Annotated in this window: 21 protein-coding genes and 1 pseudogene; 5 read left to right on the top strand and 17 right to left on the bottom strand. The window is 59.6% G+C overall.

The annotated features are described in order from the left end of the window. Positions 1-123 precede the first annotated feature (123 nt). A complete protein-coding gene (locus Q344_RS0121960; protein WP_007803446.1) occupies positions 124-846 on the bottom strand; it encodes a cytochrome c biogenesis CcdA family protein in 723 nt (240 codons plus the stop codon). Next, positions 834-953 (bottom strand): annotated as a pseudogene (locus Q344_RS26235) (IS5/IS1182 family transposase); the annotation flags it as partial. The gene Q344_RS0121960 and the pseudogene Q344_RS26235, both read right to left, overlap by 13 nt. A 109-nt stretch (positions 954-1,062) precedes the next feature. Here Q344_RS26235 and Q344_RS0121955 point away from each other — a divergent pair. Beyond that, positions 1,063-1,707, top strand: a complete 645-nt coding sequence (locus Q344_RS0121955; protein WP_007803445.1) for a hypothetical protein — start codon at positions 1,063-1,065, stop codon at positions 1,705-1,707. Between the two features lie 7 nt (positions 1,708-1,714). On the opposite strand, the gene Q344_RS0121950 is transcribed toward Q344_RS0121955, so the two are convergent. From Q344_RS0121950 to Q344_RS24745, 5 genes are all read right to left on the bottom strand, one after another. Continuing rightward, positions 1,715-3,052, bottom strand: coding sequence for an APC family permease (locus Q344_RS0121950; RefSeq protein ID WP_007803442.1), 1,338 nt, complete (start codon positions 3,050-3,052; stop codon positions 1,715-1,717). 48 nt (positions 3,053-3,100) lie between these two features. Beyond that, on the bottom strand, positions 3,101-5,446 hold the full coding sequence (locus tag Q344_RS0121945; protein WP_012187177.1) for a copper-transporting P-type ATPase: 2,346 nt from the start codon (positions 5,444-5,446) through the stop codon (positions 3,101-3,103). A 78-nt stretch (positions 5,447-5,524) separates the two neighbouring features. Continuing rightward, a complete protein-coding gene (gene lgt / locus Q344_RS0121940) occupies positions 5,525-6,445 on the bottom strand; it encodes a prolipoprotein diacylglyceryl transferase (RefSeq protein ID WP_007803438.1) in 921 nt (306 codons plus the stop codon). A gap of 105 nt (positions 6,446-6,550) precedes the next feature. Next, positions 6,551-6,937 carry a DUF302 domain-containing protein gene (locus tag Q344_RS0121935; protein ID WP_007803435.1) on the bottom strand — a complete coding sequence of 129 codons (387 nt, stop codon included), beginning with the start codon at positions 6,935-6,937 and terminating at the stop codon, positions 6,551-6,553. A gap of 140 nt (positions 6,938-7,077) precedes the next feature. Then, complete coding sequence (locus tag Q344_RS24745; RefSeq protein WP_012187178.1) at positions 7,078-7,686, bottom strand: EF-hand domain-containing protein; 609 nt, start codon at positions 7,684-7,686, stop codon at positions 7,078-7,080. A gap of 397 nt (positions 7,687-8,083) precedes the next feature. Between Q344_RS24745 and Q344_RS25860 the strand changes: the two genes are divergently transcribed. Next, positions 8,084-8,641, top strand: a complete 558-nt coding sequence (locus Q344_RS25860) for a hypothetical protein (RefSeq protein WP_012187179.1) — start codon at positions 8,084-8,086, stop codon at positions 8,639-8,641. A gap of 76 nt (positions 8,642-8,717) precedes the next feature. Here the strand turns inward: Q344_RS25860 and Q344_RS0121925 are convergent, their stop codons facing one another. The 4 genes from Q344_RS0121925 to Q344_RS26735 form a co-directional block, all read right to left on the bottom strand. Next, positions 8,718-9,383 (bottom strand): L,D-transpeptidase, encoded by a 666-nt coding sequence (locus Q344_RS0121925; protein ID WP_012187180.1) that lies wholly within the window; start codon positions 9,381-9,383, stop codon positions 8,718-8,720. A 42-nt stretch (positions 9,384-9,425) separates the two neighbouring features. Next, positions 9,426-9,938: a disulfide bond formation protein B gene (locus Q344_RS25855; protein WP_012187181.1), complete on the bottom strand. Its 513-nt coding sequence runs from the start codon at positions 9,936-9,938 to the stop codon at positions 9,426-9,428. 113 nt (positions 9,939-10,051) lie between these two features. Beyond that, positions 10,052-11,314, bottom strand: a complete 1,263-nt coding sequence (locus tag Q344_RS0121920) for a multicopper oxidase family protein (RefSeq protein WP_007803424.1) — start codon at positions 11,312-11,314, stop codon at positions 10,052-10,054. Between the two features lie 125 nt (positions 11,315-11,439). Further along, positions 11,440-12,021: a L,D-transpeptidase gene (locus tag Q344_RS26735; protein ID WP_012187183.1), complete on the bottom strand. Its 582-nt coding sequence runs from the start codon at positions 12,019-12,021 to the stop codon at positions 11,440-11,442. A gap of 179 nt (positions 12,022-12,200) precedes the next feature. On the opposite strand from Q344_RS26735, the gene Q344_RS0121915 reads away from it, so the two are divergent. Together Q344_RS0121915 and Q344_RS0121910 are read left to right on the top strand one after the other, a co-directional pair. Then, positions 12,201-13,037, top strand: a complete 837-nt coding sequence (locus Q344_RS0121915) for a DUF305 domain-containing protein (protein WP_012187184.1) — start codon at positions 12,201-12,203, stop codon at positions 13,035-13,037. A gap of 12 nt (positions 13,038-13,049) precedes the next feature. After that, the gene (locus Q344_RS0121910; RefSeq protein WP_012187037.1) at positions 13,050-13,814 is read left to right on the top strand and encodes a MauE/DoxX family redox-associated membrane protein; all 765 of its coding nucleotides are present in this window, start codon (positions 13,050-13,052) and stop codon (positions 13,812-13,814) included. Positions 13,815-13,835: 21 nt separating this feature from the next. Here Q344_RS0121910 and cueR read toward each other — a convergent pair whose 3' ends face one another. Then, positions 13,836-14,234, bottom strand: a complete 399-nt coding sequence (cueR, locus tag Q344_RS0121905; protein ID WP_007803416.1) for a Cu(I)-responsive transcriptional regulator — start codon at positions 14,232-14,234, stop codon at positions 13,836-13,838. 12 nt (positions 14,235-14,246) lie between these two features. Beyond that, complete coding sequence (locus Q344_RS0121900; protein ID WP_007803414.1) at positions 14,247-16,757, bottom strand: heavy metal translocating P-type ATPase; 2,511 nt, start codon at positions 16,755-16,757, stop codon at positions 14,247-14,249. A 152-nt stretch (positions 16,758-16,909) separates the two neighbouring features. On the opposite strand from Q344_RS0121900, the gene Q344_RS25845 reads away from it, so the two are divergent. Then, the gene (locus tag Q344_RS25845) at positions 16,910-17,110 is read left to right on the top strand and encodes a heavy-metal-associated domain-containing protein (protein WP_007803412.1); all 201 of its coding nucleotides are present in this window, start codon (positions 16,910-16,912) and stop codon (positions 17,108-17,110) included. Between the two features lie 42 nt (positions 17,111-17,152). Here the strand turns inward: Q344_RS25845 and Q344_RS0121895 are convergent, their stop codons facing one another. From Q344_RS0121895 to Q344_RS25840, 4 genes are read right to left on the bottom strand one after another with little or no spacing between them, the layout of a single operon-like run. After that, positions 17,153-17,884: a DsbA family protein gene (locus Q344_RS0121895; RefSeq protein ID WP_009807488.1), complete on the bottom strand. Its 732-nt coding sequence runs from the start codon at positions 17,882-17,884 to the stop codon at positions 17,153-17,155. Between the two features lies 1 nt (position 17,885). After that, on the bottom strand, positions 17,886-18,368 hold the full coding sequence (locus Q344_RS24740) for a c-type cytochrome (protein ID WP_007803408.1): 483 nt from the start codon (positions 18,366-18,368) through the stop codon (positions 17,886-17,888). Next, positions 18,365-19,759, bottom strand: a complete 1,395-nt coding sequence (locus Q344_RS0121885) for a multicopper oxidase family protein (protein ID WP_007803406.1) — start codon at positions 19,757-19,759, stop codon at positions 18,365-18,367. Before Q344_RS0121885 ends, Q344_RS24740 begins: the two co-directional genes overlap by 4 nt. 43 nt (positions 19,760-19,802) lie before the next feature. Next, on the bottom strand, positions 19,803-20,720 hold the full coding sequence (locus Q344_RS25840; RefSeq protein WP_007803405.1) for a c-type cytochrome: 918 nt from the start codon (positions 20,718-20,720) through the stop codon (positions 19,803-19,805). Positions 20,721-20,722 lie beyond the last annotated feature (2 nt).

The following is a 20,722-nucleotide window of genomic DNA, read 5'->3' as shown; positions in this document are numbered from 1 at the left end:
AAGGAGTGAGGCGTTATTGGCAACTTGCTCCATGGTGCCGTTCTTTGTCGGTGGCTTAACTCCTAAAGCTACTAGAGGTTCAAGAAAATTTTCTGTTATCAATAGACGCTGCTACTAATGGAGCTATCCGATCCGTCCCAGAACCGGAAATACGTCGAGCATCCAGTATGACAGCGCGCTCAACTGCCCTGTCATCATCGCCAGCCCCATCAAGATCATCACTATGCCCGCAAGCTGGTGGAGGCGGCGGCCAACCCGGCCGATGGCCCGCAACCGTCCCGCGATCTGGTCGGTGAATCCGGCCACGATCAGAAACGGTATTCCAAGGCCGGCGGAATAGACGGCAAGCAGCATGATACCTTCGCCCATCGTGGCACTCGCCGCACTGGCTGTCAGGATCGCGCCGAGGATCGGGCCGATGCACGGAGTCCAGCCGAAACCGAAGGCAAGACCGAGGACATAGGACGCAGCGGGTTGGCCCCCGGGGATGTTGAGATTGAATCGGAAGTCGCGTTCCATGACCGAAACACGCGCGGCTCCTATCATGAAGAGCCCGAAGAAAATGATGATGCCGCCCCCAACGAGGTTGAGTTCATACCGCCACCGAAGCAGGGCCTGACCCATTGCAGTCGCGGATGCGCCAAGTCCCATGAAGATGGTGGAGAAGCCGAGGACAAAACACAGGCTCAGCCAGACCGCGCGCGACGGCGAAGCGCCGACCACCCCGCCCTCAGCGGCTGTGCGCCCGGTTACGTAGGAGACATAACCTGGCACAAGAGGTAGCACGCAGGGGGACAGAAATGATATCGTGCCGGCTAGGAGGGCGGCGGTGAGGGCGCGCGCCAAGTGATGTCTTCGTCGACCCAGATCAGCAGGGACCCCCGCTTGCGCAGCGATGCGTTGTAGCTGGACCAGTTGGTCGTACGATAGCGGGCGGGAGATGGGTTGCTCATGGAATGCGGCTAACAGCATGGGTTCGCGAAGGGAATCCTGAGGCGTCAGACTTGTGCAACAACGCCCCGTATCATCGACCTAGTGGTGCCCACATGGCAGGCTATTTCAATGGATAGATTTTTCTCTATCAGTATGCCCGCGGCTCAGTTTGTTAGAAATGTCCTGCTGTTCAGCTTCGCTGCATTACTGCCGGTCCTGTTGTTCTACGTCTTACTGGCTCCGGGCTTTGCTCCGGCTCTTGCTGCCGGCGGACCGGCACTCATGCGCTTACTAAGGCAGGTTGCGACCAACGGTTTGCCCGTGGTTTTTGCCGTCAACTATGTCAGTTTTTTCCTTTTCGCTATGACAAAGCAACCAAAGGCGGGCTCAAGAGACACGGCGTTTTTCGTGCTGGTCGATGTCTTGCTCAGAGCCCTTCTCTTTCCAGGTCTCCACGTGCTGATATACGTTCTATCTGCCGACTGGTTCGGGTCATTCGGCGGCAATCGTTCAACCGCTTTGGCGGTTGTATCCCCGACTCTTGCGCGTTCGGCGTTTTTCGAGAACATCTCCGGCGTTTACCTCTATGCGACTATGATAAGCGCGTTGCCGCTCTACGTCTCGGCTTTCGGGCGGTCGGAATTTCTTGGACCGGTTGTACGTCGCTTGCCCATGAACACGGGCGTGATGCTGCTTGCCCTGGCTGCGTTTGCCTTGTCGGTCGGGCTGATCACGATCGGCGCACAAGGCATCGCATCTCTTCAGGCCAGGTGATGGCAGGCTAATCACCGTGGGCGTGGGCGGGGGCGGGGGCGACTTGCGGTGCCACCCATTGCGACAAGTAAACGCGCTCGAAGGCGAACACAGCGATCATCCCGACAGCGGCGTAGAGAACGATCATCGGGTCGCTTTGAAGCTTCATCACGGTGAAAGCTGCCAGTACTATCGCATCGAGCGCCAGGGCAGTCAAAAGCACGATACCGAAGGCGCCGACGTCTGCTCGACGATAGCGGAACACGCCCCAATGTATGATCATGTCCATGACGAGGTAAAAGAAAGCACCGAGGGATGCGATCCGGCCTAAATCAAAGAGCACGGCCAACGTCGCGGCGATGACGACAGTATAGACCAGGGTGTGGCGTTGGATGGGACCTGGCATACCGAAGTGGCTGTGCGGGATCATTTCCATGTCGGTCAGCATCGCCAGCATACGCGACACCGCGAAGACGCTGGCCAGAACGCCGGACGCCGTTGCGACAGCGGCCAGGATCACCGTGAGTATGAAGCCGGTTTGTCCAAGGGCGGGCTGCGCCGCTTGTGCCAGCGAATAGTCACGCGCTGAGATGATCTCCTCGATCGTGAGACTCGAACCGACCCCGTAGGCGACCAACAGGTAGACGACGACGCAGATTCCGATAGAGAACATGATCGCTCGGCCAACATTGCGATTTGGTTCAGTGATCTCGGCTCCGCTGTTGGTGATCGTGGTGAATCCCTTGAACGCAAGGATGGCCAGCGCCGTAGAGGCGATGAACCCCGTGAGCCCGTAGGATTGTGAGGTCTCGGACGCCGCGGCGAACGCAAAACCACTGGACCACAGGGCCGCGATGCCAAACAGAGCTATGCCTCCGATCTTGATCGCGGCCATGATCAACGAGAACAGCCCGACCGAGCGGTTTCCGGCCATGTTCACCAAAAAGGCGAAAACGATCACGGCCACAGCCAGAGCGGGGACCAATGGGCCACCTTCGATATCGAAAGGGCGCAGGACATAGGTGGCGAAGGTTCGCGCGACGAGGCTTTCCGCGATCACCATGCTGAGCGCCATCAGCAGTGCGGCCCCGCCCGCGATGGCTCCGGGGCCATAGCATTTCTGCAGGATCATGGCGATGCCACCCGAGGACGGCCATTTGTTCGACATCCTGATGTAGCTGTAGGCGCTGAAGCTTGTGACGACCGCGCCGGCGATGAATGCAAGCGGGAAAAGCGGGCCGGCGAGCTGCGCGATTTGCCCCGTCAACGCAAAGATTCCAGCGCCGATCATCACGCCTGTCCCCATCGCAACGGCTCCGCCCAGACTGATGGAATTTTCGCGGTACGTTTCTTTTTCGCTCTGCATAAATGGCCCCCTTTTAATTTTGGTTCATCCGAACGCTGTTGCGCGCTTCTAGATACGAACGCCGCGAAGGCGCAGCGAATTGAGCACCACCGAGATTGACGACGCGCTCATGGCGAAGGCAGCAAACATCGGACTGATGAGGATGCCAAAGAAGGGAAACAGAACTCCCGCCGCGACCGGCACGCCGGAGGCGTTGTAGATCAGCGCGAAGAACAGGTTCTGGCGGATGTTGCGCATCGTGGCCCGGGCGAGCCGCCGCGCACGCACGATACCATCAAGGTTGCCCTTGACCAGCGTGACGCCCGCGCTTTCGATGGCCACATCGGCGCCGGTGCCCATGGCGATGCCGACATCGGCCTGCGCGAGCGCGGGGGCGTCGTTGACGCCATCCCCGGCCATGGCGACCTTGTGGCCCGCCTCTTGCAACTCAAGGATGATCCGCGCCTTGTCCTCCGGCAGCACGTCGGCCCGGATCTCATCGATTCCGAGCCGCGTGCCGATGGCCTTGGCCGTGCGTTCGTTGTCGCCGGTCGCCATGATGACGCGGAACCCCAGTTCATGCAGATCCTCGATGGCTTCTGGCGTGGTCTCCTTCACTGGGTCGGCGACAGCAACTAGACCGGCGATCTCGCCATCCAGCACAACGAACATGACCGTCTCGCCTTCGTCGCGGCGGGCATTGGCCTTGGCGGTCAACGCGCCCGCCTCGAGCCCCAATTCGCGGATCATCGCCAAATTGCCGAGCGCGACCGCTTTGCCGTCAACGACCCCCTTGACGCCCTTGCCAGTGACCGCCTCGAAGTCCCGTGCCTCGTCCATTTTGACATCTCGCTCCTCCGCACCCCTGACGATCGCTTCGGCCAAGGGGTGCTCCGATCCGCGCTCAAGCGATGCGGCGAGACGCAAGACCTCGGCTTCGTCGTGGCCGGGTTGCGGGAGTACGTCGACAAGCCGCGGCTTGCCTTCGGTCAACGTGCCGGTCTTGTCGACGATCAGGGTATCGACTTTCTCGAACCGCTCCAGCGCCTCGGCGTTCTTGATCAGCACCCCTGCCTGAGCGCCCCGTCCTGTCGCTGTCATGATCGACATCGGTGTCGCCAGGCCAAGCGCACAAGGACAGGCGATGATCAGAACCGCCACCGCCGAAATCAATGCGTAGGAAAGCGCAGGCGCGGGCCCCCAGATCGCCCAGGCGATGAAGGACAGGACCGCGATACCGATGACGGCCGGAACGAAATATCCCGCCACCTTGTCGGCGTATTTCTGGATCGGGGCGCGCGAGCGCTGCGCGTTCGACACCATCTCGACAATTTGAGCCAGCATCGTGTCGGACCCGACACGCGTCGCCTCCATCACCAGACTGCCGGTGCCATTGATCGTCGCGCCGGTCAGCGGGTCGCCCTCGGTCTTCTCGACCGGCACGGGTTCACCGGAGATCATGCTTTCGTCGACCGAGGACCGGCCGTCCAGAACCACGCCATCGACCGGCACCTTGTCACCGGGCCGCACGCGCAGCCGGTCCCCGACTTGCACGTCCTCCAGCGGGATTTCCTCCTCGGATCCGTCGTCCCGGATGACCCGCGCGGTCTTTGCCGCCATGTCGAGAAGCGCGCGGATCGCCTTGCCGGTCCCCTCGCGGGCGCGTAGTTCCATCACCTGGCCGAGCAGCACCAGCGTCACGATCACCGCCGCCGCCTCGAAATAGACGCCGACATGGCCTTCGGAGTCTCGGAACCCATCAGGGAATATGTCCGGTGCGAGAACGGCAACGACGCTGAAGAGCCAGGCGGCAAGAACGCCCATGCCGATCAGGGAGAACATGTTGAGGTTCAATGTGCGGAACGAAATCCATCCGCGTTCCAGAAACGGCCAGCCGCACCACAAGACCACTGGCGTTGCCAGGATCAATTCGATCCATTGTGTGGTGCTTTCGCCAAAAAAAGTCCGGACTGCGGGGAAACCGACGAATGGCCCCATCGTGAGGACAAGGAGCGGGATCGTCAGGACTGTGCCGACCCAGAACCGCCGTGTGAAATCCACCAGTTCGGGATTTGGACCTTCATCGCCCGGCACACCGGATTCCAGTTCCAATCCCATACCACAGATCGGACACGCGCCCGGATCAGGCTGCCGCACCTGAGGGTGCATCGGGCAGGTGAAAATGGGACCATCATGTCCTGTAGGAACCAGATCATATCGGCCATCGGCCGGCGTGGCACCCGCGTGGTGTTCGTGATGATCATGTGCTGAATGGACCTCGAGCTCCGATTCCGGCACGAGGTGCATCCCGCATTTCGGACAATTGCCGGGCTCGTCCTGCCGCACCTCAGGGTGCATGGGGCAAACGAATACCGAAGAAGCTGCTGTGGTTTCAGAACTGTCGGGAGTGCTCATTTTGCGGTCCTTTCCGAGAATGCTTCTCTTGCCTAGGGCTTCCATCCGCGGGAGGGTCAAGAGAGATCAGTACGGCGATTACATTGCGGCTCTGCGGGGTGGCGCTGTCCGGCCCCGTTCCCGCCGGGCGAACACGATCAACGCCAGCCCGACCAGCGCCATTGGCATGGAGAGCAACTGGCCCATGGTCAAACCCCACTCACCAAAATGAAGCGCATGGCCGATCGGGTTGTCCGCCGTCACAAATTGTTGGTCCGGTTGCCGGAACATCTCGACGAAACTTCGGGCAAGACCATAGCCGGTCAGAAACACGCCAGCCAAGGCACCGGGCATTTTCAGCCAGCCCCGGCCCCAAGCGAGATAAATGAGCAGTATTCCAAGAATGAGCCCCTCCAATACCGCCTCGTACAGCTGGGACGGGTGTCGGGCGCAGAGGCCGCTAACCCCTGGGCAGGCCTGCGCGACTTCGCCGGGAAAGATCACCGCCCAGGGAACGTCCGTTGGACGCCCCCACAACTCATTGTTGGTGAAGTTCGCCAGCCTTCCAAGAAACAAGCCTGGTGGTGTTGCCAAAGCCAGCAAGTCGCCAGTGCTGAGCAATGACGCGTTCTGTCTAAGGCAGAACAGCAAGGCCGCGATGACAACTCCCGCGAACCCCCCGTGGAAAGACATGCCGCCTTGCCAGACCATCAGAATTTCCAAGGGATTGGCGAGATAATATGCGGGCTGGTAGAACAGTACAAAGCCCAGGCGACCACCAGCAATCACGCCGATGATGATCCACGTCAGAAGATCTTCGATCTGCGTTCGGTCAAGCGGCGGTCCAGCTGACGTCCAGAGCGCGGGACGGCTTATGGCACTCGAACAAATGCGCCAGCCAATCAGGATACCGAAGATATAGGCTAGCGCGTACCAGCGGAGTGCGAATGTGACCCCCCCGATGTCGAAGGAGAAGAGGTCGGTTCCAATATCCGGAAATGGCAATCCCGCTGGCAGCACTGGGTGAGTTCCTCATCAGGAATTTACGTGGGGATTAGATGGCATTGATCGAGCACCGCTAAAGGCGCTCGATCTGCGACAGGGCATCCAACGCCCATCCCGCCATCACGCGGTGTCGAGGGCGTCCCGAAGGAGATCGCGGACTTCGCCGGCGACCGCGTCCAGGTCTTGGTTCTGCACCGCCTGCATCGAAGCGACAGGATCGACCGCGCTGACCTCGGTGTCGCCGTCCAGTTGCCGCAGGATAACATTGCAGGGAAGCATCGCACCGATGCGAGGCTCGATCTCGATGGCTTTGTGCGCCATGCCCGGATTACAGGCCCCCAAGATGCGGTAAGGCGGCATGTCCGCATCAAGTTTCTTTTTCATCGTCGCTTTGACGTCAATCTCAGTCAGAACGCCGAAGCCCTTGTCTGCCAAAGCATCCCGAACACGCATCTCTGCGTCATCGATTTTGGTGTCTTTCAGGACGCGATCATAGGTATAGGCCATGGGAATTTTCCTTTCCGTGTCTCTATTTGTTGGCATACCGAGGCTAAACGGTTCAGGTCGCGGTTCGGTTCAATGTCCCGACCGCGAATGGTTTTGGGGTTGTGAGGACGGGTGCCGGAAAAAAACCGGCACCCATTGGCTCAGTTGTCCTGCATCATGGAGCCGTTGCCCATGCCCTGACCGTTGCCAGGCCGCGCAGGCGCATCTGCCATATTCGACCGCATCATCTGCATCCGCTCCATCCTATCGGCAGGAGCGGCCATCTCTTCCGGCGTCACCGCGCCGTCGCCATCGGCATCGAGGTGTTGGAAGCGATCCACCATCATTTCGCGGATCATCGCGCTGTGGAGAGCTTCAAACTCGGTAATCGAGAGGCTTCCATCCCCGTCGCTGTCAAACTCGGAAAGCTTGGCCTGCAGCTGCGTGCGCATTTCTTCCGGCGTCGTTGTGCCGTCTCCATCAGTGTCGAACATTTGCATCATGCCGCCAGCCATGCCTGGGCTCATCATACCACTGCCCATGCCTGCGCCCATCATGCCTGCGCCCATCATGTTTCCGTGCATGCGCTTCATCATGTCCATCATTCCGCCCATGTTCCCCATCATACCGGGACCACCGTTCTGCATCATGCCTGGTCCGCTCTGGGCGCCAAATTGTCCCCCACGCCCGTGGTTGGCGTCCGCGAATGCGGCACCGCCAAGGGCGGTTGCAGCCAGGGTCATTGCAGCGAGTAAAGTGTTGCGTTTCATTTCGATCACCTCGTGTCAGTGTTGCGATACCCAGCATATGGGGGGCACCTGCAGATGCGGAATGCCACGCGAGCCGGTGTTTTGTATCGCGAGGTCACAAAGGCGGGGTCTGTTACAAATTGCGACAAATCAATTCGGGGCGAACGCTCCTCTTCATCTGAAACATGCGATATCCAGAAAAAAAGGTGTCGAGGATCCGTATACCAACCGAAACCGAACCCATGTTTCGGTAGAGGTGAAATCCGGAAGAGTTGATGTCGAGATTGCTAGAGGCCCTGAATATCCCGAAAATTCAATCATTCAACCCATGGCAGGAGGCTGCAGGGTGCTCTTTTTGAACCGCATTTTCTCAGTTCTAACCTTGGTAATTTTGGCGGGGTGCGGTGCAGGAAACGACATGCGCCCGGATGCTTCAGCCGAAGTCATCAGTAGCGCATCCTACCGTCACGATGGACCGGCCGCGCTGACGTTGTACACCATGATCAACAACAGGTCCGGGGCGGGTGCGCATAGCAGCGTCATGATTAATGGGTCGCAGCGTGTTATCTTCGATCCGGCAGGAACGGTCCGGCTGAGCGCTGTACCGGAACGGGGAGATGTGCTTTATGGCATTACTCCACAAGTGGCCGATTTTTATGCGCGGGCTCATGCTCGCGAGACCTACCATGTCGTCATACAAGAGATCGATGTGTCTCCCGAAGTCGCGGAGCAGGCTTTGCGCCTTGCAATTGCCAGCGGCCCAGCCGCTTCCGGTTTTTGTAGTGCCAGTACCTCCGCGGTACTCAGACAATTACCAGGATTTGAATCCATCGGACGCACATTTTTTCCAAAGCGCCTGATGGCGGATTTTGGCAAGTTGCCGGGCGTGCGAACCACAAAGCTGTTCGAGAACGATGAGGACGACAAATCCGTAGCGATCGCACAGTTCGAAAGTTCACTTGCGACACAGCCGTGAGTGTTCGTCCAACAATTCATTGGAAGATGTCCCTGCACGACGCAGTCCTCGGCGTGTGAGCCAAAGATGCAATAGGTTAGCTTCGAGCGGTAACGCTGTCTTCGGCCGAGTAAAGGAACGCCGTCGATCCGACAGCGACATTCGGATAGAGATCATTGATGTGGGCCATCACCATGCGCACGCATCCCGAACTGGCCCGGCCGCCAATGCTGCGAGGGCTCGGCGTTCCGTGAATTCGAAGGTACGTATCCCGATCTCCGACGAATAGATACAAAGCCCTGCTGCCCAAGGCATTGTTGGGGCCGGGCTCCATACCGTCGGCAAACCGCTCGTAAGCCTCCGGATCGCGTTCGATCATTGACTGCGTTGGCGTCCAGTGCGGCCATTCGACCTTTCGGCGGATCGTATAGGTGCCGGGTTCATAGAGATCGCCCTTGGCAATCGCCACCCCGTATCGCATCGCGGTGCCACCTTCCTCGATATGGTACAGATAGCGCGCGATCGCATCGACGTGAATGTCACCCGGGCGCAAACCGTCATTCGCCAAAACGCGTTGCGGCAGCAGCCTGGGATGCAGCCCCCATGGGTTGGTTGTTGCCGGGTCATAGTTGGCGGGCGTGATCTGCGCATCCCAAGCTGCTTTTTCGGCTGTTGACGGCCAGGTCTTAGCGAATGCTGGCGAACTCAGAGACGCTGAAAACAGCGAGCCGGAAAGTGCAAGGAAGTGTCGTCTTGTAACCATGAAGCGAAGCCCTTTGTTTGTTTTCGATGAATGCGGGACGATTCAAGAAACGTCCGCGACCCCATGCCACCGAACCTTTTGATGTCTTGCGATCGCGACCAACCAGAGGCAAGCAAGGACACCGCTTAGGATCGCGTTCCAACTGGCCATGGACAACGTCAGAAATTCCCAGACAACCTCACTGCACAGAACAAGATTGGACGTATTTGAACTGGCAGAGGGCAGCAATTCCGATACCGACATTTGGGAAACATCGAGGCCGGATCCCGTGCAAGAAGTCGGTCCCTCCCACCAGCCGCGCTCGACACCGGTATGAAACACTCCCAACGCGGATGTGCTGAGTACCGACAGGGCACCGATTATCAGGATTGGCAAAATCGGCAGAGCAAAGAGCAACAGAGCGCCCATTCCAATGGCGATTGCGTGTGGGTAGCGTTGCCAGATGCACATTGCGCACGGCGCGTACCCAAGAGCCTGGAAAACGAAGGCCCCCAACAGCAAGGCGGCTGATCCTGCCGCCGCAGTCATGCCGAGAGATTTTGGTGTCAGGGTCAATGAACGCTCCCATTGGCAGTCGATGGACCTGTTTCTCGCTTGTCAGGTTACGTAAACGGCGAAAGGCCTGTTATCATTCAGAGATTTGTAACGGTATGTATCCGTCTCGACCCTCAGCCGACTCTGATCCACGTTGCCATACCGTCGGCTTGGTGGCTCAACATGTGGCAATGCAGCATCCACGATCCCGGATTGTCCAGGACGACGAGAATATCCCGCGTCTCGCCGGTATCCAGATAGGTCGAGTCCCGGTATGGACCGGCTTCACCCGCCGCATCGAGTTCCCAGAAATGGTGGCCATGCAGATGCATGACGTGTGGGAACCCGGTTTCGTTGCGGATCGAAATGCGCGCGGTCGTCCCCTGCGCGGCGGATAGGAAAGGCCTTCGAGGCAGGCCGGATACGTCATTGAGCGCCCATGTCCCTGTGCCGTTGTGGGACGCGCTTCCCGCACCTCCCTGGAGCACCAGCTCCGCGGTTTGGCCGGGGTCTTTCGGGGCGGGCATTCGGTTGGCGGGCAATGCGGTGATGGGCGCTTTCGCGGGCTCACGGGAACCGGAAACAGCGATTTCGCCAAGGCTCAACGTCTGTTCTCCAAAGCTGTCGTCGAATCTAATAGGCCCGGTCGCATCACCAATCACATCGCATCTTTGCCCCGGAGCGAGAAGGATCGGTTCGAGCGTCCGAGGATGCGCCAGAGGCATGCCATCCAGTGCAACGATCTTGCCTATCAAACCATCCAGGCCGACACGGTACACCCTGTCGATAGAGGGATTTATGAGACGCAGTCGCAGACGGTCGCCTCGTTTCACAGTCTTGCCGGTTCCATTGAAAACAAGTGCCGTGACCGTATTGCCGATACGGCCCTCGGTTGCGAAGTGGGCCGGGTTGAACGCTTCGTCGTACTGCCCGGACTGATCCAGCAAGACATCGAAGAACTGAACAACGATGTCATGGTCGACAGCCGGCGCATTTTGCTCCTCGACGATGAAGGCGCCGAAAAGACCGCGGCTGACCTGATCGTAAGACAGGTAATGCGAGTGATACCAATACGTGCCGGCATCCGGGACGCCGAATTGATAACGATACGAGTCGCCCGGAATGACCACATCCTGAGTGAGGACGTTGACACCATCCATCCGATTTGGAACCCGCAACCCATGCCAGTGCACGAGAGCGCCCTCCTCCAATCGGTTATCGAGGGTAATGCGGGCGGTTTGTCCTTGTCGCATTCTGACTTCTGGGCCCGGCAGACCACCGTTGAAGCCCAACATCGACACGTCGTACCCAGCAAGGTGCGCCTTGATCGATTGGGGCGCGAGGATCAACTCGTGTGTCGCTGCTGGCAAGCGGGTACCAGCCAGCGCAACGGTCATCCCGCCAAGGAAAGACCTCCGGCTCAAAGACAATTCCGTCACCTCATGAATGATAGACTGGCTTTCGCCAACTGCCGCACTTGTGCCATTTCCGGAAGAGGAACTTCAAGGCGACAGAACACTCCTCACGCCGTTGTCACTTTGGGATACAGGAAGACGCGGGCGCCGATTTCAACGCGTTCGTACAGATCCTTCACATGTTCATTCGTCAACCGCGCGCATCCATTCGACACGGCAGACCCAATTGTCTCCGGGGCGTTCGTTCCATGAATGCGAAGATAGGTATCGCGTCCCTCGGCATCGTAGAGATAGAGCGCGCGGGCCCCGAGCGGGTTGTTTGGCCCGCCTTTCAGTCCATCCTTGTACTTTGCGTATTTGCGTGGCTCGCGCCGGATCATGGCGTTCGTTGGCCGCCACCATGGCCATTTGGCCTTGCGCGCTACCGTGAACTCTCCGGGTTCGTACAAACCTTTGCGCCCTACCCCGACCCCGTAGCGGATCGCCATCCCGTCCTCGAGCATGAAATAAAGGAAAAAATCGTCGGGAACGACGTGGACATCGCCTTTAACCCAGTCACCACGACGGGTGTTTACCAATTGTGGTTCGAACCGTTCGGGCAATTTGACTTTGTGGGCCCAGGCAGTTGTGGGCAGAAAGCAACCCATCGCTCCGGCACAAATCAATTCTCGTCTCGTGAAATTCTGCATGGCGCGATCTCCTCGGACCCATGAAAATTCAGTGCGCGTCAGGGGCAAAGAAAAGAAGCCGTGAACCGGGGCAAACGACGCGCCTTTGTTGCCTTGAAACTACGAAAATTCGTGCTTTTGGAACTCTCCAGCGCTGGAATGTTGTTGTTTTACAGAGAACTGCAAGGAGGTGACTGGAAATGCACTACTCACGATTCTTTATGATGATCGGAACATCGACCGTGGTCATGTTCGTTCTGATGTACCTGAACACCTATCTTTGGGGCCATATCTTCTTTTCGGAGACACGCCTTTACATGGCCATCCTGATGGGGGCGACCATGGCCGTGATCATGTTGGCGTACATGTTGTCCATGTATCAGAACACCAAAGCCAACATCGCGATTTTCGTTGGCGCAATAGTCCTTTTCGCGGCGAGCCTCTGGCTGGTTCGCGGGCAATTCACGGTGCAGGACAGGTCCTACATGCGCGCCATGATCCCGCACCACTCGATCGCCATCATGACGTCGACTCGTGCCGAGATCACCGACCCGCGCGTCCGGGGGCTCGCAGACGACATTATCTATGCGCAGGACAAGGAAATCGCCGAAATGCGCTACCTTATTGCTGACATTGGAGCAAACGGCGAAGCATCGGCCACGCGAAGCGAAACGCCGGCGCAGGTTGTGGATGCGCAACAGGCGCTTCAAACGGAGGTCGTGTCGAAGGTCGATCCTGAGTTTCTGACGGAAGACGAAATCGCTGCGGTGTTCCCGAATGGCGGAAATTGCCGCTTTGCTTACACCTCGGACAGTCCGGCTGTACTGGTGACTGGTGAAACCGGCGAAGGGTCTGCCGCCGCAATGAAGATCAGCGGTGATCTGGTGCGCCTGAATGCGCAGGGCGAAAATGCATTTTCTGAAGGCCCGCTGTCGGCCGAGATCGCAGAGACGAACGGTGACCTGACCGATCTGATCGTCAGCGCGGGAACCGACTACGAAGCCGGGTTCCGTGGTCAACTTACGTGCAGCGGATAAGGAGGAAAGGACATGCCCCGCGACACAGACAGTAAATCCGCGCAGCTTTATCGCATGGTCATGCCGGGCCATGTCTGCCCCTACGGTCTGAAATCGAAAGACCTGCTGGAGCGGCAAGGCTTCGAGGTGGAAGACCATCCGCTTGACACCCGTGAAGACACCGATGCTTTCATGGAGAAGCACGGGGTCGAGACGACGCCGCAGACTTTCATCGGGGACGAACGGATCGGCGGTTACGACGATCTCAGGGTGTTTTTCGACATTGACCCACCCGAGGAAGAGCAAAGCGACACGACCTACCAGCCGGTCATCGCGATCTTTTCCGTTGCCGCGCTGTTGGCATTGGGCCTGTCTTGGCACCAGTACGGGTCGGTCCTTACCTTGCGGGGGTTCGAATGGTTCATTTCGCTGTCCATGACCATTCTCGCGATCCAGAAATTGCAGGATGTCGAAGGGTTTTCGACGATGTTCCTCAACTACGATCTGCTGGCGCGCAAATGGGTGCGATACGGCAAGGTCTACCCGTTCGGCGAAGCGTTGGCAGGTGTCCTGATGACTGCCGGCGCGCTGCTGTGGCTCTCGGCGCCTGTCGCCCTGTTTATCGGCACGGTCGGCGCTGTCAGCGTGTTCAAGGCTGTTTATATCGACAAGAGAGAGCTGAAATGCGCCTGCGTCGGCGGTGACAGTTCCGTCCCGCTGGGGTTCATTTCGCTGACGGAAAACCTGATGATGATCTTCATGGGTATCTGGATGCCGGTCCGCGCGATCTGGTTCTGAGGTACAGCCCCTTCTTGCCTGTCACTTGGCCAACCGCTCCGGCGACAGATCCTCGATGATGGGGCAGTCGGGCCGGTGATCCCCGGCACATTTTTCCACCAGTTCGGCGAGCGTCGCGCGCATGGATTGCAGTTTCGCGATCTTTTCCTCGATCTGGCGCAGATGGTCTTCCGCAACCGCCTTCACTTGCATGCTTTCGCGGTTTTCATCCTCGTAGAGCGACAGGAGCGTCCTGCAATCTTCGATGGTGAACCCCAAGGCCCGTGCGCGACCCAGAAACGCCAGCTTGTGAATGTGGCTCTCGGTGAACGCGCGGTAGCCGTTCTCGCTACGGTTCGGGCGGATCAGCCCGATGTCCTCGTAGTAGCGGATTGTTTTTGGGGGCACACCCGATTGTCGGGCAACGTCTCCGATGTTCATGTCGAACCTCCGTTATTCTGCTGGAGCAGGAGTGGCGGCTGCCAGCTCTGCCGGGATTGCGCGCTGCTCGTCCATCGCAGGCGCGATGCGCCGCAGCCGCAGGGCATTGGTCAGGACAAACACCGAGGACAACGCCATCGCACCCGCCGCAAGGATTGGTGACAGGAGCAACCCAAAGGCGGGATAAAGCACCCCGGCAGCGACCGGAATAAGTGCCACGTTGTAGGCAAAGGCCCAGAACAGGTTCTGCCGGATGTTGCGCATGGTCCGCCGCGATACTTCGAAGGCGTTCACCACGCCGCGCAAATCGCCCGACATCAGGACGACATCCGCAGATTCGATGGCCACATCGGTGCCGGTTCCAATGGCGATGCCCACATCGGCATGCGCCAGCGCCGGGGCGTCGTTGATCCCGTCGCCGACAAAGGCGATGCGCTTGTTCCCTTGGCGCAAACTGTCGAGCGCCGCAACCTTGCCGTCCGGCAGGACGCCGGCGATGACGTGGTCGATACCGGTTTCGCGGGCGATGGCTTCGGCGGTTTCGCGTTTGTCGCCGGTGATCATCGCAACCGCAAGACCCTTTTCGTGCAGCGCTGCGATGGCTGCGCGGCTTGCCGGTTTGACCGGATCGGCCACGCCGATCACGGCGGCGACACGCCCATCTATGGCAGCGTAAAGCGCCGTGCGACCCTTGCTTGCGATCTTCGTTTCCTCTGGAGCCAATGCCGAGACGTCAATGCCTTCGCGCGCCATGTAGCGGTCGGCCCCAACCAACACCTCCACGTCTTCGACCACGGCGCGCACGCCGTAACCTGTGACCGATTGAAAGCCTTCGGCCGCCACAAGAGGTGCGCCCTCGGCCCGCGCGGCCCGCACGATGGCGTCCGCGACAGGATGCTCGGAGAGCGACTCCACGGCAGCGATCTTCGAGAGCGTTGTTGGGCGATCGAACCCTTCCGCCAGCACAAGGTCAGTCAGTGCGGGTCGCCCCTCGGTCACCGTGCCTGTTTTGTCGAGGGCGACCACATCAACGGAATCAAGTTGCTGCAAGGCGTCACCTTTACGGAACAGGACACCCATTTCCGCAGCACGTCCCGTCCCGACCATGATCGAGGTCGGCGTCGCAAGCCCCATCGCGCAGGGGCACGCGATGATGAGCACCGACACACCGGCGACCAGCGCCATCGTCAGGGCCGGATCAGGCCCGAAAAACAGCCAGACCAGCACGGTCGCCGCCGCGATCGCCATCACGGCAGGCACGAACCACAAGGTGATCCGGTCGACCAATCCCTGGATCGGCAGTTTGGCGCCCTGGGCCTCTTCGACCATGCGAATAATCTGCGCCAGGGTCGTGTCGGCGCCGACCCGCGTGGCGAGGAACTGTAGGCTTCCGGCGCCGTTGACCGTCCCGCCGGTCACCGTATCTCCGGCACCTTTTTCAGCGGGGATCGGCTCGCCTGTCAGCATGCTTTCGTCGACGCGGCTGGTCCCCTCGATGACCTCGCCATCGACCGCGATGCGTTCACCAGGGCGCACGATGACGATGTCACCCTGAACCAGCGCATCGATCTCGATCTCGACGCTTTCTCCGTCCCGCATCACGCGTGCAGTCCGCGCCTGAAGCCCTAATAGCTTCTGGATGGCCGCGCCCGTTCTCCCCTTGGCGCGCGCTTCAAGAAACCGCCCCAGAAGGATCAGAACGACGATGACCGCTGCCGCCTCGAAATAGACGGTGCGCAGCGTGTCAGGCAGGACCGACGGTACGAATGTCGCAACCACGGAATAAAGGTAAGCCGCCCCGGTGCCGACCGCGACGAGGCTGTTCATGTCGGGGGCACCCCGGAACAAGGCCGGGAAACCCTTGGTGTAAAACGTCCGGCCCGGGCCGAAGAGAACGATTGTCGTCAGCACGAACTGAAGAAGCCAACTCGTCTGCTGGCCAATCGTGGTCTCGATCAGCATATGAACGGCCGGAATGACGTGGCCACCCATTTCGATCAGGAAGACCGGCAAGGCGAGGATGGCCGCAAAGGTGACCCGTTTGGCAAGCGCCTGAGCCTCTTCCTCCTTGCGCGCAACTCTGTCGTCACCGGCCTGGGCCGTTGCCACGGTTGCTGGATACCCTGCCGCGCCGCTTGATTCGATCAGATCGGATGTCGTGACAAGACCTTCGACGTAAATGACCGTCGCCGTCTCTGAGGCGAGGTTGACGTTCACCTCGACCACCCCGGGCACCGCGGCAAGCGCCTTATCGACCCGCCCGACGCAAGAGGCACAGGACATCGCTGCAATCGTGAGTTCGGCCCTGGCCTTCCGCGCGGGGTAGCCCAGCTCGCGAAGGGATTCGATGATGTCGGGAATGCGCTTGAGCGCGTCCACGCTCATGCGAGCAGTTTCCGAGGCAAGGTTCACCGACACATCCTCTACGCCGTCGATTGCATTCAATGCGCGATCGACCCTGCCAACGCAGGACGCGCATGACATGCCTTCGATCGGCAGGCTGATCTGTTTGGGTTCGGGCATATGTGTCACCTGTTTTTCCATTCGAAGTGGAATATGAGGCTTCCAGTTACTGGAGGGTCAATGGGAGGGCGCCAAATAAATTTCTTCACTTGACCTTCCAGCGGGGGGAAGCCCCATGTCACCGATAGAAATCAGATCAAGGAGTGGTTCCGATGAAGTTCAGCGTTCCGGACATGAGCTGTGGGCATTGCACCGCAGCAATCGAAAGCGCGGTGAAGAGCGCAGATCCGAATGCAGGCGTAGAATGTGACCTTTCTGCCCGACAGGTGCATGTCGACAGCGTGTTACCAGCCGATCAGGTCCAAGCGATCATTCGGGATGCGGGCTACAACGTGGAACCTGCGGCCGCTTGATGCAGTGCCTGGACCACCCAAGGGTGGTCCGGGCACAGAATTTCAGTCTTCGACTTTGCGGGCTTCCTCGACCAAGTCGGCAAGCTGCGCCTTTTCGACGAAGCCCGGGACCAGCGCATCCCCGATCACGAAAGACGGCGTGCCGTTAAAGCCCAGAGCTTGGGTCAGTTGCATGGAGGTCGCAATGTGCTCTTCGACCTCGGGGGCCTCCATGTCCTTGCGCAACTGCGCGATATCCAGGCCGATCTCCTCGGCCACGCGCAGCACGGAGGCCTCTTCCGCGCGGCCTTCCAGCCCCATCATTGCCCAGTGAAACTCTTCGTATTTGTCCTGCTTGCGCGCTGCCAAGGCCGCTTTCGCGGCAAACACCGATCCGTCTCCGAGAATGGGCCATTCACGATAGACGAGGCGAATGTTGGGATCGTCTTCGATCAAAGCCCGCACCTCGGGTTTGACCCGCCGACAATAGGGACAGTTGTAGTCGAAAAATTCCACAACAGTGACGTCCCCTTCCAGGTTGCCGAGAACCGGCGCATTCGGATCGTTCTCGATCAGATCGCGCTGGTCATTCAGAACTTGGGCCTGACTGAGCTCCTGCGCTTGCGCCTGCCTTTGTTCGAGGATCGCCACGGCCTCCATGACAATCTCCGGGTTCTCGCGGATTGCCTCGAGCACAAGTTCCTTGACCCGGGACTCTGACAGTTCGTCCGCGAGTGCCGGTATCGGAAGCAAGGCAGCTATCGCGACCGTCGTGAAGGCTTGTCTGAAACGCATTTTAGTTCTCTCCCCGTTGTTCGTCGGCTTCTGTCCGCGCGGCCTGGACTTCGCGGATGCGGTCTGGCCAGGTGGACCGGATGAAGGCCAGGATGTTGTGAATTTGCTGGTCGGTCAGCACGTCTGCGAAACCGGGCATGCCACTGTCGAATTCGACGCCCTGACGCGCCAGAAGCGCCGCACCCCCCAGTTTTGTGTAATCGAAGAGCAGGCTGTCAGGATGATGCCAGGTGTGACCCGTCTCATCATGTGGTGGTGCTGGCAGGCGCCCATCCGCGCCGGGCGTTCGCCATTCCGGCTGGCCTTCCAGACCCGCGCCATGACAAGACGCACAGTTTTCTGCGTAGAGCAACGCGCCTTCTTCGATGTCGTAGCTCTCCGCCCTGGACGCGCTGCCGACATCCGAGGATGCACTGGTCGAGAGCCAATACGTGAAGGCGGCTGCTGCGACAGTGATCGGAAGGGACCAAACGAGATATCTCATGTGACCCGTATCCAGGTTGTCATGCCAGATGCGGCGTGGCTGAGCATGTGGCAATGGAACAGCCACTTGCCGGGATTGTCTGCCGTAAAGGCGATCTCCCGGGACTCGTTGCCGGCCAACAGGATCGTGTCCCGCATCGGCCCGAACGCGCCGTCGGGGCGCAGCTCGCGGAAATGCATCCCGTGCAGGTGCATCGCATGTGGGAAAACGGTCTGGTTCTCGATCTTCAGGCGCACCGGCTCGTTCAGGGATAGATCGGCCAGTGGCGTGTAGGTCATTTCGGCGACATCATTCAGGGCCCAGAATTTGCCCGCTTGGGCAAGCTGACGGAATCCAAGACGTTCCCCGCCAAGCAATGCGGACTGCATTCGCCCCATTGCCCCGCCGGACATGACCAGTCGCAAATCACGCGCATCGGCAAGGTCCGGGGCGTGTGCCGCGGGGTTCGGCGGCAACGGCAGTGGCTTGCCTCTTGGTACTGAACTGGCTGTGCCGTTGACCAGAAAACTCACCAACGGGGTCAGTTGATCATCATCGCCGATGCGAAGCAATTGGGCGGTGCCGCCTTCGTCTTCGGTCACATCCACAATTAAGTCGACGCGCTGTGCCGGGCCGAGGATCAACTCGCCGTCAACCGACTGGGGTTGGCCGGTTGGCATTCCATCCACGGCCACCGTCCAGCCACTGAATCCAGAGAGCCTCAGCGGGAAAATTCGAGCGCTTGCTGCGTTGATGATCCGCAAGCGAATGCGCTCGTTGCGCTGCGCGGGCAAGGTCAGGTCATAGCGCCCGTTGGTCGTGATAAAGTTGCCGGTACGTCCACCGTGGCTCATCATCATGGGCTGTTCGAAATTGTCGAACAGCTGCCCGCTCTCAGGGTCGAGCAACCAGTCCTCCAGAACGATGACTTCCTCGCGGTCGATGTCCGGTCCATCGACCTCTTCGACGATCAAGGCACCGCGCAGACCACGCGCGACTTGCTCGTATGAGCGATTATGCGCGTGATACCAATAGGTGCCCGCGTCCGGTACGACGAAGTCGTAGTCAAAGGTTCCACCCGGCGCTACGGCCTCTTGGGTCAGCCCTGAAACGCCATCCATCGCGTTGTCGATCCGGATTCCGTGCCAGTGAACCGAACTGGGATCGGGTACCTCGTTGCGAAACCTGCGACGCACCCGATCGCCTTGTGTGACCCTGATTTCCGGGGCCGGAACGAGGCCGTCATAGCCCCAGATCTCTGTTTCCGGGTAGGTGTCCGGAAGAAGCTGTCGACGTGCAACCTTGGCAATCAGGTCCTCGAACGGGGTCGCGGCAAAAGCCGACTGCGGGATGGCCGCCGCGCAGGCCGCCAGTGTTGCATGGCGCAAGAAATCCCGACGTGTTTGTCTCATTTCGATCCTCGAGAAAGCGGGGGCGTGTTGCCCCCGCGTGGTGTTAGTTCGACGCGGGGTTCTCCGCCTCGACCGTGTCCTTGTTCAGCAGGAAAAGCGCCATCGCTTCGCGATCGGCAGGTGTCAGAAACCGAGTTCCCTCGCGAACCACTTCCGCCATGCTGCCGCCGAAAGCATCGCCCGAAGGGGTGATGCCGGTCTGGAGCGCATAAGCGAGGTTTGAAACCGTCCAGTCATTTTTGACCAGGTCTTTTGGCCGTATCGCGGGGGCCTTGCTGCCACCGGGAAGCTGGGCGTTGCCTGCAAAGGAAGCACCGATATCGCGGCCTCCCGCAAGATTGCGCGGCGTATGGCAGGCTCCGCAATGTGCCGCACCGCGCACCAATTCCCGTCCTCGATTCCATGCGTCGCTTCGCCCTTCAATCGGTTCGGTATCCGGATCGTAGAAGAACGCCGCTCGCCAGAGCTTCAGCCCCCATCGTTGGTCGAATGGGAAGCTGACATCATTTTCTGGTGCAGGCTCGTCCACGGGCGGCACGGTTTGAAACGCCGCCCAGAGGTCAGCGATATCCTGATCAGAAAAATCCGCATAGAAGGTGTACGGGAAAGACGGATAGTACGGCGTTCCATCGGGGCCGATGCCTTGCCGCACGGCTTTTGCGAACTGTTCTGCCGTCCATTCGCCCATGCCATGTTCCGGGTCTGTCGTCAGGTTGGGCGGGTAGAACGTTCCGAACGGGGTTTCGAGCGGCGCCCCTCCGGCAAGTGGTGCGCCGCCCGCTTCAAAATTGGTATGACAGGCAATGCACCCACTGGCGCGCGCCAGATATGCGCCCCGGTCGACATTGCCCTCTATTGCAATCGGAGTCACTGCACTGCCGACAGGCCATGCAATCACGACGCCGAGGCTGGCCGCGCCCAGCACGGCGGCCCCGCTGACGAGTGTCAAGAACCGGCGCATGG

Origin of the sequence: Pseudooceanicola nanhaiensis DSM 18065 (assembly GCF_000688295.1) — a bacterium.
GTDB classification, from domain to species: domain Bacteria; phylum Pseudomonadota; class Alphaproteobacteria; order Rhodobacterales; family Rhodobacteraceae; genus Pseudooceanicola; species Pseudooceanicola nanhaiensis.
The sequence above is the reverse complement of the archived record's forward strand: the minus strand, read 5'-3'. Positions and strand labels throughout refer to the sequence as shown.